This window comes from Janthinobacterium sp. 64 (assembly GCF_002813325.1).
Classification (GTDB): Bacteria; Pseudomonadota; Gammaproteobacteria; order Burkholderiales; family Burkholderiaceae_D; genus Janthinobacterium.
The window spans coordinates 3,023,822-3,042,714 of the sequence record NZ_PHUG01000001.1 but is presented as its reverse complement, the minus strand read 5'-3'; the positions used below and the strand labels follow the sequence as shown (position 1 = coordinate 3,042,714).

The window sequence follows — 18,893 nt, the reverse complement described above, 5'->3', positions numbered from 1 at the left end:
AATGGCGGTTTTTTTTGCGATTTGGTGAGAATTCGTGAGAAAGTTGGCGCGAAATCGTGCTATTCAATCGCGCCGATAGCCTTAGGAAAAACTGCCGGCGAACTGATATCGGTGTCCGGGATGCCACATGGTGGCGATCGAAGCGATCTTGCCGCCCGAGCGCGTCTGGCGGCGCAGCACCAGGCATGGCTGTTTGGTGTCGATGGCCAGCATTTCGGCGATGTCGCGCGGCGCCGACAGCGCTTCGATGCTGTAGGTGGCGCCTTGCAGGGGGGCGGCGGCCATCAGGTATTCGTTCGGCGTGATGCTGGAAAAATCCTGCGTCATGTAGTCGGGCGCACACTCGGGATTGACCCAGCGGTCTTCCACCTGGATCGGCACGCCGTTTTCAAAATGCACGATCAGCGAATGAAACAGCGGGTGCTCGGGCGGCAGGCCGAAGTGCTTGGCCAGCAAATCCGAGGCCTTGGTGCGTTCGAGTAATTGCAAGCTGCTGCGGTGGATATGCCCGCGCGCGCGCACTTCATCGGCGATACTCTTGATTTCCAACAGGGTCGCCTGGTATTTTTGCTGCGCCACATAGGTGCCGGAACCCTGGCGCCGCGTCAGTATTTGTTCGCTCGTCAGCTCGCGCACGGCGCGGTTGACCGTCATGCGCGAGACGCCGAATTGTTTTACCAGGGCTTGTTCGGAGGGAATCACGTCGCCTTCCTTCCAGCGCCCGGCGGCGATGCCGGCCAGCAGAAAATCCTTGATGCGCTGGAAAATGGGCGTATTTTCCTGGGTAGTATGATCGTCCAATGCGGTTTCTCCGGGGCGCGGGCAGGGCGCGCCGCCGGCTGGAGGCGCGATGGCCGATTTTAGCACCGAGCACGCTGCTTGCCGCCAGCCTTTTTTGAATTCAAAAGCAAGCGCCGGAGTGTGGCGCGCGCAGGTGCTGGCTATGCTGCGGACTTACTATGACTTGCCATTGACCTGCACGGAGTCCGACATGGATCACTCTTACACCACCGATGATGAGCGCTGGGATGCCCTGCAACGGCGCGCGCCCGACGCCGACGGCGTCTTTTACTATTCGGTACGCACGACGGGCGTGTATTGCCGCCCTTCCTGCGCCGCGCGTCCCGCCTTGCGCCGCAACGTGGCTTTCCACGCCAGCTGCGAGCAGGCGGAGGCGGCCGGCTTTCGCCCCTGCCTGCGCTGCAAACCGAACTTGCCGCCGCTGGCCCAGCGCCAGGCGGCCATCGTGGCCGACATCTGCCGGCTGATCGACGCCAGCGACGAGCTGCCTGACCTGGACTCGTTGGCGCAGGCCGCCGGCATGAGCCGCTTTCACTTTCACCGCGTCTTCAAGGCGCACACGGGCATCACGCCGAAAGCGTATGCGGCGGCGCGGCGCGGCGAGCGCCTGAAGGCCGGCTTGCAGGGCGCGGCGAACGTCACGGAAACGTTATATGCGGCCGGCTTCAATTCCAGCGGCCGCCTGTACGCCGCCACGCCCGGCTTGCTGGGCATGACGCCGGGCGCCTTTCGCGCCGGCGGCAGCGGCGCCGTGATCCGTTTTGCGATTGGCGCCTGCTCGCTGGGCGCCATCCTCGTGGCCAGCACGGACAAGGGCATTTGCGCCATTCTGATCGATGACGACCCGGAAATGCTGCTGCGCGACTTGCAGGACCGTTTTCCGCAAGCCGAGCTGCGCGGCGCGGAAGCTGAATACGAACAGACGGTGGCGCAGGTGGTCGGCCTGGTCGAAGCGCCCGCTATCGGCCTGGACTTGCCGCTCGACGTGCGCGGCACCGTGTTCCAGCAGCGCGTGTGGCAAGCCTTGCGCGACATTCCCGCCGGTAGCACCGTCAGCTATGCCGAGCTGGCCCGGCGCATCGGCGCCCCGCACGGCGCACGGGCCGTGGCCGGTGCCTGCGCGGCCAATGCCCTGGCCGTCGCCATCCCCTGCCACCGCGTGGTGCGCAACGATGGCGCGCTGTCCGGCTACCGCTGGGGCGTGGAGCGCAAGCAGGCGTTGCTGGAACGCGAGGGCGAGCGGTGAGGGCGCTGGACTGGCGCCAGATCGAGAATGCGCTGAATCAATACGGTTATGCCGTCGTGCCGGGTTTGCTCGATCCCGCGCAGTGCGCCGCGCTGGCGGCGCAGTATGACGACGCGCCGCGCTTTCGCAGCAAGGTGGTGATGCAGCGCCATGGCTTTGGACAGGGCGAGTACCAGTATTTCGCCTATCCGCTGCCCGACGTCGTCGCCGATCTGCGCATGCGCTTGTATTCGCCCCTGGCGGCCATCGCCAACCGCTGGCATGCCAGCATGGGGCTCGATAGCCGCTACCCATTGGAGCACGCGGACTTCCTGGCGCGCTGCCATGCTGCCGGGCAGACGCGGCCCACGCCCTTGCTGCTGCGCTACCGTGAAGGCGATTACAACTGCCTGCACCAGGACCTGTATGGCGAGCACGTGTTTCCGCTGCAGCTGGCCGTGCTGCTGTCGCGCCCGCAGGAAGACTTCACGGGGGGCGAGTTCGTGCTGACGGAGCAGCGCCCGCGCATGCAGTCGCGCGCCGAAGTGGTACCGCTGGCGCAGGGCGACGCCGTGCTCTTTCCCGTGGCGCTGCGCCCCGTCAACGGCACGCGCGGCACTTACCGCGTGAACATGCGCCATGGCGTGTCGCGCCTGCGTGCGGGCTTGCGCCACACCCTGGGCATCATTTTCCATGATGCGAGCTGAGCACTACGTGTGATCCTTGAGTTTCCAGGATTACATGGCATGATGGCTGCTTCTTGTCACTCTTTCATTTCTGCCATGTCCGCGTTGCTCCGCCTGTTGTGCCTGTTGACCATTTTCCTGCTGCCCGCCGCCCATGCGGACGATGGCGTGCCCGCGCTCGTTGCGGAGGCCGGGACCGTCGTGGCGCCGTCGCAGCTTGCGGCGGCCAGGACGGCGCCGTTGATGTTTGCCAACCGCAAGGTGTTCGTCTTCCGCGCCGCGCTGGCCGGCTATCCGCCCGATGAGCGGGCCATCGGTGCGCAGCGCCGCCTGGAAAGCGTACTGGCGAAAAACGGCCCCTTGCAGGCGAGCACGCGCACGATTTCCGAAGGCACGCAAGTGCTGCTCGATGGCGTGCAGCTGTTCGTCGTCGTGCCTGGCGACGTCAACTTGCTGGCCGGCGACACCACGGAAAGCGTGGCGAAAACGGCGGCCGGCGAACTGAGCAAAGCCGTGTTTGACTATCGCGAGCAAAGCAGCTGGCGCTACCTGGCGATCGCCGCCGCCGTGTGCGCGTTTGCTACCCTGGTGTTCTGGCTGGTGTGGCTGGGCTTGACACGCTTTTACCGCTGGGCCAAGCGCCGCAGCGGCATCCTGCTGGCCTCGCGCCTGCGCGATGTGCGCCTGAAAAACGTGCGCGTGCTCGACGCCGAGCACTACATCGCCTTCGCGTATCAACTGCTCAGTGCCGTGCTGTGGGGCTTGCGCCTGATGGCCACTTATCTGTGGGCCGCTTTCGTGCTGGGCCGCTTGCCCTATACGCGCTCGTGGGGCGAAAGCCTGAGCGGCTATCTGTTCGACGTAGCCGCCGACGTCTTCCACGCCATCATCGGCGCCTTGCCGGGGCTGGTGCTGGTGTGCGTGATCTTCGCCATCGCGCGCCTGATCGCGGCCACGGCCGCCTCGCTGTTCAAGCGCGTGGAAAGCGGCGAATTGCAAATCGGCTGGCTCGACAAGGACACGGCCCTGCCGACGCGCCGCATCGCCAGCGTGGTGATCTGGCTGTTCGCGCTGGCCATGGCGTACCCGTATCTGCCCGGCTCGCATACGGCCGCCTTCCAGGGCCTGTCCGTGCTGGTGGGCCTGATGGTGTCGATCGGCGCGTCGAGCATCGTGGGCCAGGGCGCCAGCGGCCTGATCCTGATGTACACGCGCGCCCTGCGCAAGGGAGAATATGTGCGCGTGGGCGACAGCGAAGGCACGGTGGTCGACGTGGGCATGTTCGAGACGCGCCTGCGCACGGGCCTCGGTGAAGAGGTCGCCTTGCCGAACGCGTGGGTGATGTCGCAAACGACAAAGAACTACTCGCGCGCCCAGCCCGGCGGCGGTTTCGTGCTCGACTCCACCGTCACCATCGGCTACGCCACGCCGTGGCGGCAAGTGCACGCCATGCTGGAACTGGCCGCCTCGCGCACGCCGGAACTGTCGACCACGCCAAAACCGTACGTGATGCAGCTGGCCTTGCAGGATTACTATGTGCAATACCGCCTCGTCGCCTACGCCAGCGCCGAAGTCCCCCGCCAGCGCGCCGAAGTGCTGAACCGCTTGCACCAGAACATCATCGACGTCTTCAACGAATTCGACGTGCAGATCACCTCGCCGCACTACATCGATGATCCAAAAGAGTCGCAGGTGGTGCCGCCCGGTGAATGGTTCAGGGCGCCGGCGAAGCGGGGGGAGGAATCGGGTCAAGTGGTGCCTCCGAAGCCCTGAAGGTGCTAGGGAGGAAGTGGGCAGACTTCATCGATCCAGGCCTGCATGTCGCTGTTGATGGGAATAACTTGCTGGCCGCCAGCAGCCGTAGTGCTCACGCAGAATTTTCCTTGATAGCCATAGGTTGGATCGGATGGGTCTTTGGGGCTGCCATTCAGGAATACATGATAAAAATGCCCGGGTATCAGTTTTTCAGCGCGTATACCCGTCGCGCCGATAGGCAGGTTTCCATAGTGGATGCATGTGCTGGCACGGATGGGTAGAGGCATGTCTGGAGGCATGGAGAACCCCCATACTTCTTTTACTGGTTGCACGGACATGTCTGAAACCATGAGTGCGCCAAGAAATGGCAGGCCATTGCGTGCCTCTTCCTTTTTTGTAATGGAAAAGCAGGGTATGCCATTGATAGAGTGAATGTGGGCATCAGCGATGCGCGACCACGCCGAGGCATCGATAGTCGTCAGCGTGGCAAGCAGGAATAGCAGTGTGTGACGATATGGCATGGCGATCCCCGCACTATCTGATGAGCGATTGCTCCGGGCAACTATCCTGTCTCCACGCTGGCGTGTCGCTGCCAATGGCGATGATTTTTCGTTCACCAGTGGCCGTGGCTAGTATGCAAAATTTTCCCATGTAGCCATAGGTGGGGTCTGCAGGATCATTTGGTCTTCCATTGAGGAAAATGCTATAGACCCGTCCTGTTTGCAGTTCAGGGGCGGACATGCCGTTCGCTCCCTGAGGAAGATCACCATACCGAAGGCAGCTTTTTGACGAGAGCGGTACTTTTTTTCCACCAGTCATATAAAAACTCCACACGCCAACGGCGGGCTTTTCTGACAGATCTGAAATGCTGAGTGCTCCCAGGAGTGGCTGGCCGTTACGCTTTTCTTCCGTTAGCGAGATTGTGAAGCAGGGGGTGCCATTCACTGAACTGATTTCAGCATCGGCGATGCGTGATGTTGCACAGGCACGCAGGCCGAGGGACATGAGCAGTATGAACAGGGCATTCTGCTGCAAGGACATCATGTTTTCCCTATTTCTGAACGGGACAGATTTCGTCTATCCAGGCTTGGCTATCGCTGTCGATACGAAGAATCTTGTGCTCTCCAGAGATGCCGCTGATTAAGCAAAACTTGCCCACGTAACCGCGAGTAGGGTCCGATGGATCAGCTGGCCCACCGTTCAGGAAGACGTCATACATCCGTCCCGTTTTCAGCGGCGGCGCTTTGGGTGGCTTGACCTCTGCCGTTGCTGGAGCAACCCCATATGGCAGGCAGGACTTGGCATGCACAGGAATAGTCGCTGCGCCCGGTAAAAGAAAAGACCATACTTCTACTGCAGGCTTGACGGATACATCTGTCAGTACGATCGCACTAATCCGAGGAAGCCCGTTGCGTGCTTCTTCTTTTTGCGAAATGGTGAAACAGGGAGTGCCATTTTTTAGCTGTACTTCCGCGTATGCCATGCGGGAGGTGGCCGAGGCACTCATGCAGGTCAGCAAGGTGAGCACCAATAGGGTCTTGTGGCAGATGGGCATTATTGGCCCTTTTGTGCTGGGGTGTTTGCCGGGCAAATTTCGTCTATCCAGGCCTGCATGTCGCGCTTGATGGGAATGACCTGTTGACCACCGTTAGCTGTCGCGATGAGACAGAATTTCCCTTTATAGCCACGGGTCGAGTCAGACGGGTCATCCGGCCTGCCATTCAAAAAGACGCTGTACATCCTGTCTTTTTTCAGCATCGTCGCGGCAGTCGATTCGGCTCCTGTCGGTACTTGGCCATACAAATAGCAGGTTTTTGCATGCATGGGGAGGGTCGTCGCTCCAAGGAGAATGAAGGACCAGACCTCTACAGGCGGCTTTATGGAGATATCGTAAACCATGAGTGCGCCCAGCATTGGCGTTCCGTTGCGTCGTTCTTCTTTTTTTGAGATGGTGAAGCATGGCATCCCTTTGAATGAGCTAATCTCGGCTTCAGCCATGCGAGACATCGGGTACGCGTCACGGCATGTCAAACAAAGGCTCATGGTCAATGTCATTTCCAGGAAGATTGGTCTTGCTTTTTCTATTTTTAAGAAATTCATTGATCACCTCTTCGTAGAGAATCAGGGAGTTCCGGTATTCTTTTTGATTCATAGCTTTTGGTGTTTTCAAATACCTTAGTCCGAAATAATCTGCCAGTAAGTTGCCCTGCGCCTCCATGTTGAAGTCAGATAGTTTTTTTCCTCGCTTTAAAAAATACGTGTAGTTCAATCCGAAACGGATCGCCCCACGCAATGCAACCGGATAGCCCAATTGATACTGCCAGACATGGACCATTTCATGCATGAACCAGTTTTTGTCTATTGGCTGAGCTATGGAAAAATCCTCTCGGAATTCCGACTCATGAAAATAAATCTCCCCATCCGGCGTCATGGCCACGTTCTTCGGCTGCAAGCCGAACCATAGATACGGCTCGCCATGCACCTTGACCTTGCTATAGTCGATCGCATCCTGGAACAGCATCCACGCCATGTCGATCTCGCCCTTGGTTAGCGGGCGAACCTTGTCCTTCACTTTGACCTGTTTGACGGACGAACCGACGTCCTTGTCGGTCGTCTTGATGCCTTCCAGTTGGACGATCTTGACGGCTGGTGCAGCGTGTTTTGGCGCGGCGGCGCAGCATGGCGATTTATCCGCGTGCGGCAGGAATTCGGCCTGGGTGATTTGCGCTTCCCGCTTGCTGGCCACGCGCCCCGTGCGTCCCTTCGCATCCGTCGTGCCCGTCCACGTTTCGCCATTGCTCAAGGTGAGGCGGTAGTCGGCGTGCGCCAGCGGCACGTTGGCTTGCGAGACGAATTCCAGCTGTTCGTCGTAGCCGCAGCACCAGCATTCGTCGGGCTGGCCGGCCAGGCGGTGCAGTTCGCAGCCGCTAGTCGCGTTGCGCAGGGTGGCGCCCAGCACGGGCCGGCCGTCGGCGCTGAAGGTGACGATCATGCTGTCGAAGTGCGCGCCCAGGTTCTTCTTCTGATGGCTCACGAGCTTGAAGAACACGTCGCACGCGGTGGTGCTGATGACATGGTGCCTGGCCATGGGAGCTCCGCGACAAAACGCCAGCGTAGGACAGCGGCGGCGGGAAGGTATTGACTGGGCGCAAGGCATGCGCGCCTATGTCTGCCTGATTGACCATTTTGCCAATTTCTATACACTCGTCTTTTCATTCATTCACGAAAAGACCTGGAGATGGAAATGCCGACCCTGCCCTTGCGCCGTACCCTGCTCACGCTCGCCTGCCTGGGCGCCCTTGGCCACGTGCATGCCGACACGGTGATCGACAACGCCAACGGCTACACGCTCAATGCTGCCGGCAAGGTGGTGCGCTTCACGGCGCTGGCCTTTGACGACGCTGGCAAGCTGCTCGCCGTCGGCAGCGCCGCGCAGGTGAAACGCAAGGCGGCCAAGGGCGCGACCCACGTCGACGTGCAGGGGAAAACCGTGCTGCCAGGGCTGATCGACGCGCACGGCCACGTGTTCGGCCTGGGGACGATTGCCAGCGGCGTGATGCTGTACGGTTCGTCCTCGCTGCCGGCCGCCGTGCAAGCCGTCGGCGACTTCGCGCGCGCGCATCCGGAACGCAGCTGGATCGTCGGCAATGGCTGGAACCAGGAAATCTGGAAACTGGGGCGCTTCCCCACGGCGGCGGAACTCGATGCGGCGGAAAGCGCGCGGCCCGTGTGGCTGCGCCGGGTCGACGGTCACGCGGGCTGGGCCAACAGCCGCGCGCTGGCGCTGGCCGGCATCACGCGCGCCACGCCGGATCCGGCGGGCGGCAAGATAGTCCGCGACGCGGACGGCAATGCCACCGGCGTGCTGGTCGATAACGCCATGGACTTGATGGACGCCGTGCTGCCCAAGCCGGGCGACGTGGAAAACCGCGCCGCCCTCGATGGCGCGCTGGCGCAGCTGTCGCAAGTGGGCCTGACCAGCGTGCACGATGCGGGCATCGGCCAGATGCAGGACCGGCTGTTCCGCGACTATGCGGACCACGGCAAGCTGACGGTGCGCGTGTACGGCATGATCGCCGACACGACGGACGACTTCGACGCGCTGTCGAAAAATGGCCCCTTGACCAGCTATGCGCGCGACATGTACGCCTTGCGCGCCGTGAAACTGCTGTCCGACGGCGCCCTGGGCAGCCGCGGCGCGGCCCTGCTGGCGCCGTACAGCGACGATCCCTCTACCAGCGGCCTGCTGTTTTATAAAGACGACGCCATGCGCGCGAAGATGGCAAAAGCCATGCGCGCCGGCTACCAGGTGAACGTGCACGCCATCGGCGACGCGGGCAACCACCAGATCCTCGACGGCTATGCAGCCTTGACCGCGCAATACCATAGCGTGGGCTTGCGCCACCGCATGGAGCATGCGCAGGTGGTGCAATTGAGCGACATCCCCCGTTTCAAGGCGCTGGGCATCGTGCCATCGATGCAGCCGACGCACGCCACGTCCGACCAGAACATGGCGGAGCAGCGCGTGGGCCACGAGCGCATCAAGGGCGCGTATGCGTGGCGCACCTTCCTTGCGCAAGGTTCGCGCATCGCCTGCGGATCGGACTTTCCCATCGAGTCGCCGAACCCGTTCGAAGGCATCCACGCTGCCGTGACGCGGCAAAACAGCGACGGTTTTCCGGCCGGCGGCTGGTATCCCCAGCAAGCCATGACGGTGACGCAGGCGCTGCGCTGCTTTACCTTGGACGCGGCGTGGGCGGCGCACCAGGAAAAGGTCATCGGCACACTGGAGGCGGGAAAATGGGCGGACTTCATCGTCGTCGACCAGGACCTGTTCACCGTCGCGCCGACGGCGATTGGCAAGACGCAGGTGCTGCAGACGTGGGTGGCGGGCAAGCGCGTGTTCGAGAAAAAATAAAGGCTGGGGTCAGACCCGCCGGGTCTGACCCCAAAGAAAATCTGTTGACTTGGTTGTATAGACAACCTATGCTGGAAGCACAAGGGCGGACCACGCATGTCCGCTCGCACCCTACGAGGAGACAGCATGAACAGCACAATGGACACCGATCCACGCTTTGATGCCAGCCGTACCATCCGCGCCCCGCGCGGCACGGTCATGGCTTGCAAGAGTTGGCAGGCCGAGGCGGCCTACCGCATGTTGCAAAACAATCTGGACCCGGAAGTGGCGGAAAATCCGCAGCACCTGGTCGTCTACGGCGGCATCGGCCGCGCGGCGCGCAACTGGGCCTGTTTCGACCAGATTCTCGCTTCGCTGCGCGAACTGGAAGACGACCAGACCTTGCTGATCCAGTCCGGCAAGCCGGTGGGCGTGTTCCAGACCCACGCGGATGCGCCGCGCGTACTTATCGCCAACTCCAACCTGGTGCCGAAATGGGCCAACTGGGAACACTTCAACGAACTCGATCGGCAAGGCCTGTTCATGTACGGCCAGATGACGGCCGGCAGCTGGATCTACATCGGCACGCAGGGCATCGTGCAGGGCACGTATGAAACCTTCGCCGAGGCGGGCCGCCAGCATTTCGGCGGCGACTGGGGCGGGCGCTGGATTCTGACGGCGGGCCTGGGCGGCATGGGCGGCGCGCAGCCGCTGGCCGCCACCATGGCGGGCGCCGTCTCGCTCAATATCGAATGCCAGCAAAGCAGCATCGATTTCCGACTGCGCACGCGCTACCTGGACAAGCAGGCGGCCAGCCTGGACGAAGCCCTGGAGCTGGTCAAGTACCACACCGAACGCAAGGAAGCGATCTCCATTGGCCTCTTGGGCAACGCGGCCGAAGTGCTGCCGGAACTGGTGCGCCGCGCGAAAGCGGGCGGCCTGGTGCCGGACCTGGTGACGGATCAGACCTCCGCGCATGACCTGGTCAACGGCTATCTGCCGCGCGGCTGGAGCGTGTCGGACTGGAAGGCGGCGCAGCAAGACCCGCAGCGCCACGCGCGCCTGACGGTGGCGGCCGCCGATTCCTGCGCCGCCCACGTGCAAGCCATGCTCGATTTCCACGCCATGGGCGTGCACACGGTCGATTACGGCAACAACATCCGCCAGGTGGCGTTCGACCAGGGCGTGCTGAACGCCTTCGACTTCCCCGGTTTCGTGCCCGCGTATATCCGCCCGCAGTTTTGCGAAGGACGGGGTCCGTTCCGCTGGGTTGCCCTGTCGGGCGATCCGGAAGACATCTATAAAACGGATGCAAAGATCAAGGAGCTGTTCCCGCACCACACGCAGGTGCACCACTGGCTGGACATGGCGCGCGAGCGCATCGCCTTCCAGGGCCTGCCGGCGCGCATTTGCTGGCTGGGGCTGGGCGAGCGCCACATCGCCGGCCTGGCCTTCAACGAGATGGTGCGCACGGGCGAGCTGAAGGCCCCCATCGTCATCGGCCGCGACCACCTCGATACGGGTTCCGTGGCCAGCCCGAACCGCGAGACGGAAAGCATGAAGGATGGCACGGACGCCGTCTCCGACTGGCCGCTGCTCAACGCCATGCTGAACACAGCTGGCGGCGCCACCTGGGTCTCGCTGCACCATGGCGGCGGCGTGGGAATGGGGTATTCTCAGCATGCGGGCATGGTCATCGTGGCCGACGGCAGTGAAGCGGCGGCGAAACGCCTGGCGAGAGTGCTGGTCAACGACAGCGGCTCGGGCGTGATGCGCCATGCCGATGCCGGCTACGAAACAGCGGCCGCCTGCGCCAAGCGCAACAATCTGAACCTGCCGATGCTTAATACGAAGTGAAAGCAAACATGACACAGCACTCCAAAAGTTGGACCCTGAAACCGGGCGCGATGACCTTGGGCGACCTGCGCGCCGTCTGGGCCGCACCCGCGAAACTGATACTCGCCGCCGAAGCCTATCCCGTCATCGAGGCGTCGGCCGCCGCCGTGCAAGCCATCGTCGCCAAGGGCGATGCGGCGTATGGCATCAACACGGGCTTCGGCCTGCTGGCCAAGACGCGCATCCCGGATGAAAAGCTGGAGCAATTGCAGCGCAACCTGATCCTGTCGCACTCGGTCGGCACGGGCGAACTGCTGTCGGACGCCGTCGTGCGCCTGATCATGCTGATGAAGATCGGCAGCCTGGCGCGCGGCTATTCCGGCGTGCGCCCGTTGATCGTCGATACCCTGATCGCCCTGTACAACGCGGGCATCATGCCGGCCATTCCCGCCAAAGGTTCCGTCGGCGCCTCGGGCGACCTGGCGCCGCTGTCGCACATGACCCTGGCCATGCTGGGCGTGGGCGACGTGCGCGTCAACGGCGAATTGATGCCGGCCCCCGAAGCGCTGGCGCAGGCGGGCATCGCGCCCGTCGTGCTGGCGGCAAAAGAAGGCCTGGCGCTGATCAACGGCACGCAAGTGTCGAACGCGCTGGCGCTGCATGGCTTGTTCATGGCCGAGCGCCTGCTGGAAGCGGCGATGGTCACGGGCGCGCTGTCGCTCGACGCGGCCAAGGGCAGCGATGCGCCGTTCGACGCGCGCGTGCACGCCGTGCGCGGGCAGCCGGGGCAAATCCTGGCCGCGCAGATGTACCGCCAGCTGGTGGCGCATAGCGCCATTCGCGCTTCGCACCTGGAAGGCGACGAGCGCGTGCAAGACCCATACAGCCTGCGCTGCCAGCCGCAAGTCATGGGCGCTTGCCTGGACCTGATTGGTAACGTCGGCCGCACCCTGCTGATCGAAGCCAATGCCGTCACGGACAATCCGCTGATCTTCCAGGATGGTCCCAACGGGCAGGCAGAAATCGTCTCCGGTGGTAATTTCCACGCCGAGCCGGTGGCCTTTGCCGCCGACACGCTGGCGCTGGCGATTTCTGAAATCGGCGCACTGGCCGAGCGCCGCATCGCGCTGCTGATCGACGCCACGCTCTCCGGCTTGCCACCGTTCCTCGTGCGCGATCCGGGCGTCAATTCCGGCTTCATGATCGCCCATGTGACGGCCGCCGCGCTGGCATCGGAAAACAAGTCGCTCGCGCATCCGGCCAGCGTCGACAGCCTGCCGACGTCCGCCAACCAGGAAGACCATGTGAGCATGGCCACGTTCGCCGGGCGCCGCCTGGACGATATGGCGCACAACACGGCCGTCATCGTCGGCATCGAGCTGCTGGCCGCCGCGCAGGGCATCGACTTCCACCGCCCCCTGAAAACCTCGCCGCACCTCGAACATGTACACCAGCAGCTGCGCCAGAAAGTACCGTTCTTCGACGCCGACCGCTTCTTCGCGCCCGATATCGAAGCGGCCAAGCAGATGGTGCTGCACGGTGAGTTGAGCATCACGTGCAAGAATTTGTTCGCCCCGCTGTACGCCTGAGCGGGCGCAAGGAGACAAGCATGGATTTCCGCTTCAACGAAGGCAGCATTCCGCTGCTCGTGTCGATGCCCCACGTGGGCACCGACATACCCGACGATATCGCCGCGCGCATGACGCCGCAGGCCCTGATCAAGGCCGACACGGACTGGCATTTGCGCGAGCTGTATGGCTTCTTGCAGGAGATGGATGCGTCCGTGCTGTCGGCGCGCTGGTCGCGCTACACCATCGACTTGAACCGCCCGCAGGAAGACACGAATCTGTATCCGGGCCAGGATACGACGGGCTTGCTGCCCAACGATACCTTCCACCGCGAGCCGCTGTACCTGGCCGGCCGCGAACCCGATGCGGCCGACGTACAGCAGCGGCTGCGGCGCTACTGGGCGCCGTATCATGCGCAGCTGCGCGCGGAACTGGACCGCCTGCTGCGCGTGCATGGCGCCGTGGTGCTGTGGGATGCCCACTCCATCGCTTCCCACGTGCCGCGTTTTTTTGACGGAAAGCTGCCCGACCTGAACTTCGGCACGGCCGATGGCGCCAGCTGCGAGAGCGGCCTGACGTCCGCCGTGGTCGATATCGCGCGCGCGCAGGATCAATTTACCGTGGCGCTGAACGGTCGCTTCAAGGGTGGCCATATCACGCGCCACTACGGCCAGCCGGCGCAGCGCGTGCATGCGATCCAGCTGGAGATGTGCCAGTGCCTGTACATGGACGAATCGGCACCGTTCGGCTACCGGCCCGACCTGGCGGCGCAGGTGCAGCCGCTGCTGCGCCAGATGATGGAAGCGGCCGTGGCATGGGTGGCGCGTTGAGCGGCTGTTTGTTCGCGCGCCACGCGCTGCTGCCGCAAGGCTGGCGCCGCGACGTGCTGCTGGAATGGGACGCGGCCGGAGATTTGACGGCGGTGGCGGACAATGCCGCGCCGCCGCCCGGCGTGGAGGTGGCCGAGTATGTCTTGCCCGGCATGGTCAACCTGCATTCGCATGCGTTCCAGAGGGCGCTGGGTGGCATGACGGAAGTCGCCGGCGATGGCCCTGACAGCTTCTGGACCTGGCGCGAGCTGATGTACCGCTTCGCGCGCCACATCACGCCGGAGCAAATGGAAACCATCGCCGCGCAGCTGTTTGCCGAATGCCTGCGCCATGGCTACACGGCCGTGTGCGAATTCCACTACCTGCAGCGCGATATGGCCGGCGCACTGTATGCACGTCCTGCCGAAACGGCGGAACGGGTGCTGGCCGCGGCGCGCATCAGCGGCATCGGCGTGACCATGCTGCCCGTGCTGTACAGCCATGCGGGTTTCGGCGCACAGCCCCTCAAACCCGAGCAGGCGCGCTTTCGCACCGGTGCAGATGATGTCTTGCGCATCGTCGACGCGCTGGCGCCGCAGCGCGGCGGGCAGGTGGAAGTGGGCTTTGCGCCCCACTCGCTGCGCGCGGCCGGCGTGGCGCAGATTCGCGAAGTGACGCAAGCGCTGCCTGCGGGCCGTCCCATCCACATCCACATCGCCGAGCAGCAGGGCGAGGTGCGCCAGTGCCTGGACTACAGCGGCCGGCGCCCGGTGCAGTATTTGTACGACCAGGTCGGCGTCGATGCGCGCTGGTGCCTCGTGCATGCGACGCATGTGCAGCCGGACGAGGTGGCGCTGATGGCCGCCAGCGGCGCCGTGGCGGGCCTGTGCCCGACGACGGAGGCGAACCTGGGCGACGGCCTGTTTCCGCTGGCCGAATTCATCGCCGCCGGCGGGCGTTTCGGCGTCGGCAGCGACAGCCATGTATCACAGTCGCCCGTGGAAGAATTGCGCTGGCTCGAATACGGCCAGCGCTTGCAGCGCCAGCAGCGCAATGTGGCCGCCACGGCAGATGAACGCCGCGTGGGAGATTACCTGTGGCAAACGGCCTTGCAGGGCGGCGCGCAGGCGTCCGGGCGCAAGCTCGGTGCCCTGGCGCCGGGCTGCCGCGCCGACTTGCTGGTGCTCGACGAGACGCATGTGAACCTGTGCGGCGTGGCCATCGCCGACGTGCTGGGCAGCGTACTTTTCTGCGGCAACGACAACTTGGTGCTCGATGTGCTGTGCGGCGGCCAGTGGCAGGTGCGCGATGGGCGCCACGTGGCGCAGGACGCCATCGCCACCGCCTACAAGCGCACCCTGTCGCAACTGAGGGCGCTCTGATGGCGACCTTCATCCCGCAGGAATACCTGCGTGCCGCGCCATGGAAAAACGGCGGCGGCAGCACGATGGAAATCGCCATTTCACCAGCGGGCGCCAGCCTGATGGAATTCGACTGGCGTATCAGCCTGGCGACGATCACGGCCAGCGGGCCGTTTTCCAGCTTTCCCGGCATCGACCGCAGCCTGGTGCTGGTCGATGGCGACGGCGTGCAGCTGACGCTCGATGGCGCGCGCAAGGTGGTCTTGAGCGCGGCGCAACCGATGCTGTGGTTTCCCGGCGAAGCGGCCGTGGTTGCGCAGGTCAAGGGGACGACGACGGATTTCAATGTGATGACGCGGCGCGACCGCTGCCGCCACCAGCTGGAAAAAATCACGGCGCCCGCAAGGCTGGCGCGGCGCAGCGCGGCGACCTTGCTGTTCGTCGCCGGCGAGGGTGCCGTGCTGGCGCGCGGTGGCGAGCAGCAGTTTGCGCTGGCCCGCTACGACGCCTTGCTGCTCGACGCCGACGATGCGCAGGAATGGCGGCTCGACGCCTTGCAGCGCACGGCAGTGTTGTGCGTCGACCTGTTTACCTAGGAGAGAAAAGCCATGCAAGACTGGGATATGGTCATCCACAACGTCCACCTGGCCACGATGGAACACGGTTATGGCGAGCTGCTGGACGCGGCCATCGCCGTCAAGGATGGCCGCATCGCCTGGTTCGGCCCCGGCGACGAGCTGCCGGCCAGCGGCGCGGTGCTACACGATGGCCAGGGCTGCTGGCTCACGCCCGGCCTGATCGACTGCCACACGCACATCGTCCACGCGGGCAACCGCAGCGATGAATTCGAGGCGCGCCTGAATGGCGCCAGCTATGAAGACATCAGCCGCGCCGGCGGCGGCATCATGTCCACCGTGCGCGCCACGCGCGCGGCCAGCGATGACGAATTGCTGCGGCAAAGCCTGCCCCGCGTGCTGGCGCTGCTGGCCGAGGGCGTGACGACCCTGGAGATCAAGTCTGGCTATGGCCTGACTGCGGACAGCGAGGCGAAGATGCTGCGTGTGGCGCGCAGGATAGGGCAGCAGCTGCCCGTATCCGTGCGCACCACCTTCCTCGGTGCGCATGCGCTGCCGCCCGAATATGCGGGCCAGGCCGATGCGTATATCGACCTGCTGTGTGCGCGGATGCTGCCGCAGCTGGCGGGCGATGGCCTGGTCGACGCCGTCGACGCGTTTTGCGAGCGCATCGGCTTTACGCCGGCGCAAACCGAAAGGGTGTTCGCGGCGGCGCGCGCCTTGAACCTGCCCGTGAAACTGCATGCGGAACAGTTGTCCGACCTGGGCGGCGCGGCGCTGGTGGCCAGTTACGGCGGCCTGTCAGCCGATCACCTGGAATTCCTGTCGGAAGAAGGTGTCGCCGCCATGGCGCAACACGGCACGGTGGCCGTGCTGCTGCCGGGCGCGTATTATTTTTTGCGCGAGACGCAAGCGCCACCCGTCGCGGCATTGCGCGCGGCCGGCGTGCCGATGGCCGTGTCCACCGATTGCAATCCGGGTACGTCGCCCATGACGTCCCTGCTGCTGGCGATGAACATGGCGTGCACCTTGTGGCGCTTGACGCCGCAGGAAGCGCTGGCTGGCTGCACGCTGCATGCGGCGCGCGCGCTGGGCTTGCAGCATGAAACGGGCAGCCTGGTAGTGGGCAAGCGCGCCGATTTTGCCCTGTGGCGCATCGCGCGCCCGGCCGACCTGGCGTATGCGCTGGGGCTGAACCCGTGCGCGGGCGTGGTGCATGGCGGTGTCTGGCGCGCGCCGGTGGTAAGCTTGCCGGACTGATTATCCGTCCTGGAGCGCCGCGTGCGTGTTGTTTACCTGTTGTTGTTGCTGGTCTTCGCCACCGCGCCCATGTCCTCCCTTGCTATGGATGGCGGCACCCTGAAGGTGGGTTCGAAGCGTTTTACGGAATCGTATATTCTCGGCGAAATCCTCCAGCAGAGCGCCGCGCCGCACGTCAAGGCCGAGCACCGCCAGGGCCTGGGCAACACGGCCATCGTGCTCGCCGCGCTGCAGGCGGGCAGCATCGACGTGTATGCCGAGTACATGGGCACCATCGCCAGCGAAATCCTCAAGCACGACAAGCCGATTGACCTGGAGCAGATGCGGCGCGAGCTGGCGGCGCTGGGCCTGGGCGTGGCCGTGCCGCTGGGCTTTAACAATACCTATGCGCTGGCCATGCGCGGCGATGATGGTTCGATCACGCAAATGGGACAGCTGGCGGGCCAGCCCGCGCTGAAATTCGGCCTGTCGCATGAATTCATCGGCCGTGTCGATGGCTGGCCGGGCCTCGCCGCCCGCTATGGCTTGCCGCAGCGCCCGCGCGGGCTCGATCATGGCATCGCCTATGAAGCGCTGGCGCAGCGCCAGGTGGACGTGATCGATATTTACTCGACGGATGCGAAGATACGCCAGTACGGCTTGCGCGTGCTGGCCGACACGCAGCAGTATTTTCCCCGCTACGACGCCATGCTCTTGTACCGCCTCGACGTGCCGCAGCGTTTCCCCGCGGCCTGGCTGGCGCTGGAAGGTTTGCAGGGACGCATCAGCGAGAGCGACATGATCGCCATGAATGCGGCCGTGGAAATTGATGGCAAGACTTTTTCTGACGTGGCGCGGCAGTGGCTGGCCTCCGGCACGCAGGCGAACAAACCGTCCGCCACGCGCAGCAAGCTGCTCGATAAAATCATCGGCGACGATTTGTGGACACTGACGCGCCAGCACGTGACCCTGGTGCTGCTGTCGGTGGCGTTGGCGTGCCTGATCGGCATTCCGCTGGGCGTGCTGGCGGCGTTTTCGGCGCCGCTGCGGCAAACCGTGCTGGCCTTCGTCGGCGTGCTGCAGACGGTGCCGTCGCTGGCCCTGCTGGCGATATTGATCCCCGTGCTGGGCATGATCGGCACCGTGCCGGCGCTGGTGGCCCTATTCGTGTATGCCTTGCTGCCCATCGTGCGCAACACGTGCACGGGCATCTTGCAGGTGCCGCAAGGCTTGCGCATGGCGGCGCTGGCGCTGGGCTTGAGCAAGCGCGACCGCTTGCTGCACGTGGACTTGCCGCTGGCCTTGCCCGTCATGCTGGCGGGCGTGAAAACGGCGGCCGTGATGAGCGTGGGCACGGCCACCATTGCTGCCTTCATCGGCGCAGGCGGCTATGGCGAACGCATCACGATTGGCCTGGCGCTGAACGACAACGACATGCTGCTGGCCGGCGCGATTCCCGCCGCCGTGCTGGCCCTGCTGACGCAAGGCTTGTTCGAGCTGGTGGAGCGCTGGGCCGTGGCCGGCCGGCAGCGCTGACGGCATCACGCTTACAGCGAGTGCAGTTTCGAGCGCACCGAGACGACGGCCTGGTGCAGGATGCGTTCGGCCTGGAAGTCGTTCTCGCGCTGTTCCGCGATGGCTTGCAAGTCGCGCGTGTAGCGTTCCAGGCGGGAACGCAGGTAGGCGCGGTAGATTTTCATGACGAGCGGTTTGGCAGAGACATTCATGATGTGGCTCCCAGGTGCGTAATGATGCGTTCATTTTGTGTGAGCGGAATGCCGCCACTTTGCGCCATATCAAATGCCATGACCCCGTCAAATTGGCGTGTTTGACATTGCACAATGCCCGCCAGGGCGAAGATGCCACACTGAATCTTCCCTGCTCGCCTGGTCATCATCAGGTGCCGCAGGCCCTGATTCCTTCAAGCATATTCAAGGAGCGTCGCATGGTCATTTTTGCCGTGGTTGCTGGCTGCATCGCCTGCCTGACAGTGTACCAAATCTATAAAAATGCGCAGGGTGGCAGTGGGGTTGCGCAACCACATATCGGCTTGCACGGCACATTGATTGAACCACGGAAATAATCAGTGTCATTCGGGCGACACCTGGTGAGCGGATTTAAGTCAAATGTAAGGCCCGGTA

19 protein-coding genes are annotated in these 18,893 nt (G+C 63.8%); 12 read left to right on the top strand and 7 right to left on the bottom strand.

Annotated features, from left to right (window positions below; all coding sequences use genetic code 11):
* Positions 1 to 81 precede the first annotated feature (81 nt).
* Positions 82 to 801 (bottom strand): histidine utilization repressor, encoded by a 720-nt coding sequence (hutC, locus tag CLU91_RS13395; protein WP_100874561.1) that lies wholly within the window; start codon positions 799 to 801, stop codon positions 82 to 84.
* A gap of 190 nt (positions 802 to 991) precedes the next feature.
* Between hutC and ada the strand changes: the two genes are divergently transcribed.
* The 3 genes from ada to CLU91_RS13380 all read left to right on the top strand — a co-directional run bounded on the left by ada (position 992) and on the right by CLU91_RS13380 (position 4,485).
* Positions 992 to 2,047, top strand: coding sequence for a bifunctional DNA-binding transcriptional regulator/O6-methylguanine-DNA methyltransferase Ada (gene ada, locus CLU91_RS13390; protein WP_100876722.1), 1,056 nt, complete (start codon positions 992 to 994; stop codon positions 2,045 to 2,047).
* Positions 2,044 to 2,733: a 2OG-Fe(II) oxygenase gene (locus CLU91_RS13385; RefSeq protein WP_100874560.1), complete on the top strand. Its 690-nt coding sequence runs from the start codon at positions 2,044 to 2,046 to the stop codon at positions 2,731 to 2,733. Before ada ends, CLU91_RS13385 begins: the two co-directional genes overlap by 4 nt.
* A 75-nt stretch (positions 2,734 to 2,808) precedes the next feature.
* Entirely contained in the window at positions 2,809 to 4,485 is a 1,677-nt protein-coding gene (locus CLU91_RS13380; RefSeq protein WP_100874559.1) for a mechanosensitive ion channel family protein, read from the top strand.
* A gap of 5 nt (positions 4,486 to 4,490) precedes the next feature.
* Here the strand turns inward: CLU91_RS13380 and CLU91_RS27875 are convergent, their stop codons facing one another.
* From CLU91_RS27875 to CLU91_RS28510, 5 genes are read right to left on the bottom strand one after another with little or no spacing between them, the layout of a single operon-like run.
* Positions 4,491 to 4,988: a hypothetical protein gene (locus tag CLU91_RS27875; RefSeq protein WP_157814692.1), complete on the bottom strand. Its 498-nt coding sequence runs from the start codon at positions 4,986 to 4,988 to the stop codon at positions 4,491 to 4,493.
* A gap of 13 nt (positions 4,989 to 5,001) precedes the next feature.
* The gene (locus tag CLU91_RS27870) at positions 5,002 to 5,511 is read right to left on the bottom strand and encodes a hypothetical protein (RefSeq protein WP_157814691.1); all 510 of its coding nucleotides are present in this window, start codon (positions 5,509 to 5,511) and stop codon (positions 5,002 to 5,004) included.
* A 7-nt stretch (positions 5,512 to 5,518) separates the two neighbouring features.
* A complete protein-coding gene (locus CLU91_RS27865; protein ID WP_157814690.1) occupies positions 5,519 to 5,995 on the bottom strand; it encodes a hypothetical protein in 477 nt (158 codons plus the stop codon).
* A gap of 26 nt (positions 5,996 to 6,021) precedes the next feature.
* Positions 6,022 to 6,465: a hypothetical protein gene (locus tag CLU91_RS13365; protein ID WP_157814689.1), complete on the bottom strand. Its 444-nt coding sequence runs from the start codon at positions 6,463 to 6,465 to the stop codon at positions 6,022 to 6,024.
* Between the two features lie 19 nt (positions 6,466 to 6,484).
* Positions 6,485 to 7,555, bottom strand: coding sequence for a hypothetical protein (locus CLU91_RS28510; protein ID WP_100874555.1), 1,071 nt, complete (start codon positions 7,553 to 7,555; stop codon positions 6,485 to 6,487).
* 156 nt (positions 7,556 to 7,711) lie between these two features.
* On the opposite strand from CLU91_RS28510, the gene CLU91_RS13355 reads away from it, so the two are divergent.
* From CLU91_RS13355 to CLU91_RS13320, 8 genes are all read left to right on the top strand, one after another.
* Positions 7,712 to 9,385 (top strand): amidohydrolase, encoded by a 1,674-nt coding sequence (locus CLU91_RS13355; RefSeq protein WP_100874554.1) that lies wholly within the window; start codon positions 7,712 to 7,714, stop codon positions 9,383 to 9,385.
* A gap of 126 nt (positions 9,386 to 9,511) precedes the next feature.
* Positions 9,512 to 11,221, top strand: coding sequence for a urocanate hydratase (gene hutU, locus CLU91_RS13350; protein ID WP_100874553.1), 1,710 nt, complete (start codon positions 9,512 to 9,514; stop codon positions 11,219 to 11,221).
* An 8-nt stretch (positions 11,222 to 11,229) separates the two neighbouring features.
* Complete coding sequence (hutH, locus tag CLU91_RS13345; protein WP_100874552.1) at positions 11,230 to 12,789, top strand: histidine ammonia-lyase; 1,560 nt, start codon at positions 11,230 to 11,232, stop codon at positions 12,787 to 12,789.
* Between the two features lie 20 nt (positions 12,790 to 12,809).
* A complete protein-coding gene (hutG, locus tag CLU91_RS13340; protein ID WP_100874551.1) occupies positions 12,810 to 13,598 on the top strand; it encodes an N-formylglutamate deformylase in 789 nt (262 codons plus the stop codon).
* Entirely contained in the window at positions 13,583 to 14,959 is a 1,377-nt protein-coding gene (locus CLU91_RS13335; protein WP_100874550.1) for a formimidoylglutamate deiminase, read from the top strand. The genes hutG and CLU91_RS13335 overlap by 16 nt, the downstream gene beginning before the upstream one ends.
* Positions 14,959 to 15,534, top strand: coding sequence for a HutD/Ves family protein (locus tag CLU91_RS13330; protein ID WP_100874549.1), 576 nt, complete (start codon positions 14,959 to 14,961; stop codon positions 15,532 to 15,534). The genes CLU91_RS13335 and CLU91_RS13330 overlap by 1 nt, the downstream gene beginning before the upstream one ends.
* A gap of 12 nt (positions 15,535 to 15,546) precedes the next feature.
* A complete protein-coding gene (gene hutI / locus CLU91_RS13325) occupies positions 15,547 to 16,773 on the top strand; it encodes an imidazolonepropionase (protein ID WP_100874548.1) in 1,227 nt (408 codons plus the stop codon).
* 69 nt (positions 16,774 to 16,842) lie between these two features.
* The gene (locus CLU91_RS13320) at positions 16,843 to 18,288 is read left to right on the top strand and encodes a glycine betaine ABC transporter substrate-binding protein (protein WP_198521471.1); all 1,446 of its coding nucleotides are present in this window, start codon (positions 16,843 to 16,845) and stop codon (positions 18,286 to 18,288) included.
* An 11-nt stretch (positions 18,289 to 18,299) separates the two neighbouring features.
* On the opposite strand, the gene CLU91_RS13315 is transcribed toward CLU91_RS13320, so the two are convergent.
* Complete coding sequence (locus CLU91_RS13315; RefSeq protein WP_034746290.1) at positions 18,300 to 18,479, bottom strand: hypothetical protein; 180 nt, start codon at positions 18,477 to 18,479, stop codon at positions 18,300 to 18,302.
* Positions 18,480 to 18,493: 14 nt separating this feature from the next.
* Between CLU91_RS13315 and CLU91_RS27860 the strand changes: the two genes are divergently transcribed.
* Complete coding sequence (locus CLU91_RS27860; protein WP_157814688.1) at positions 18,494 to 18,835, top strand: hypothetical protein; 342 nt, start codon at positions 18,494 to 18,496, stop codon at positions 18,833 to 18,835.
* Positions 18,836 to 18,893: the final 58 nt, after the last annotated feature.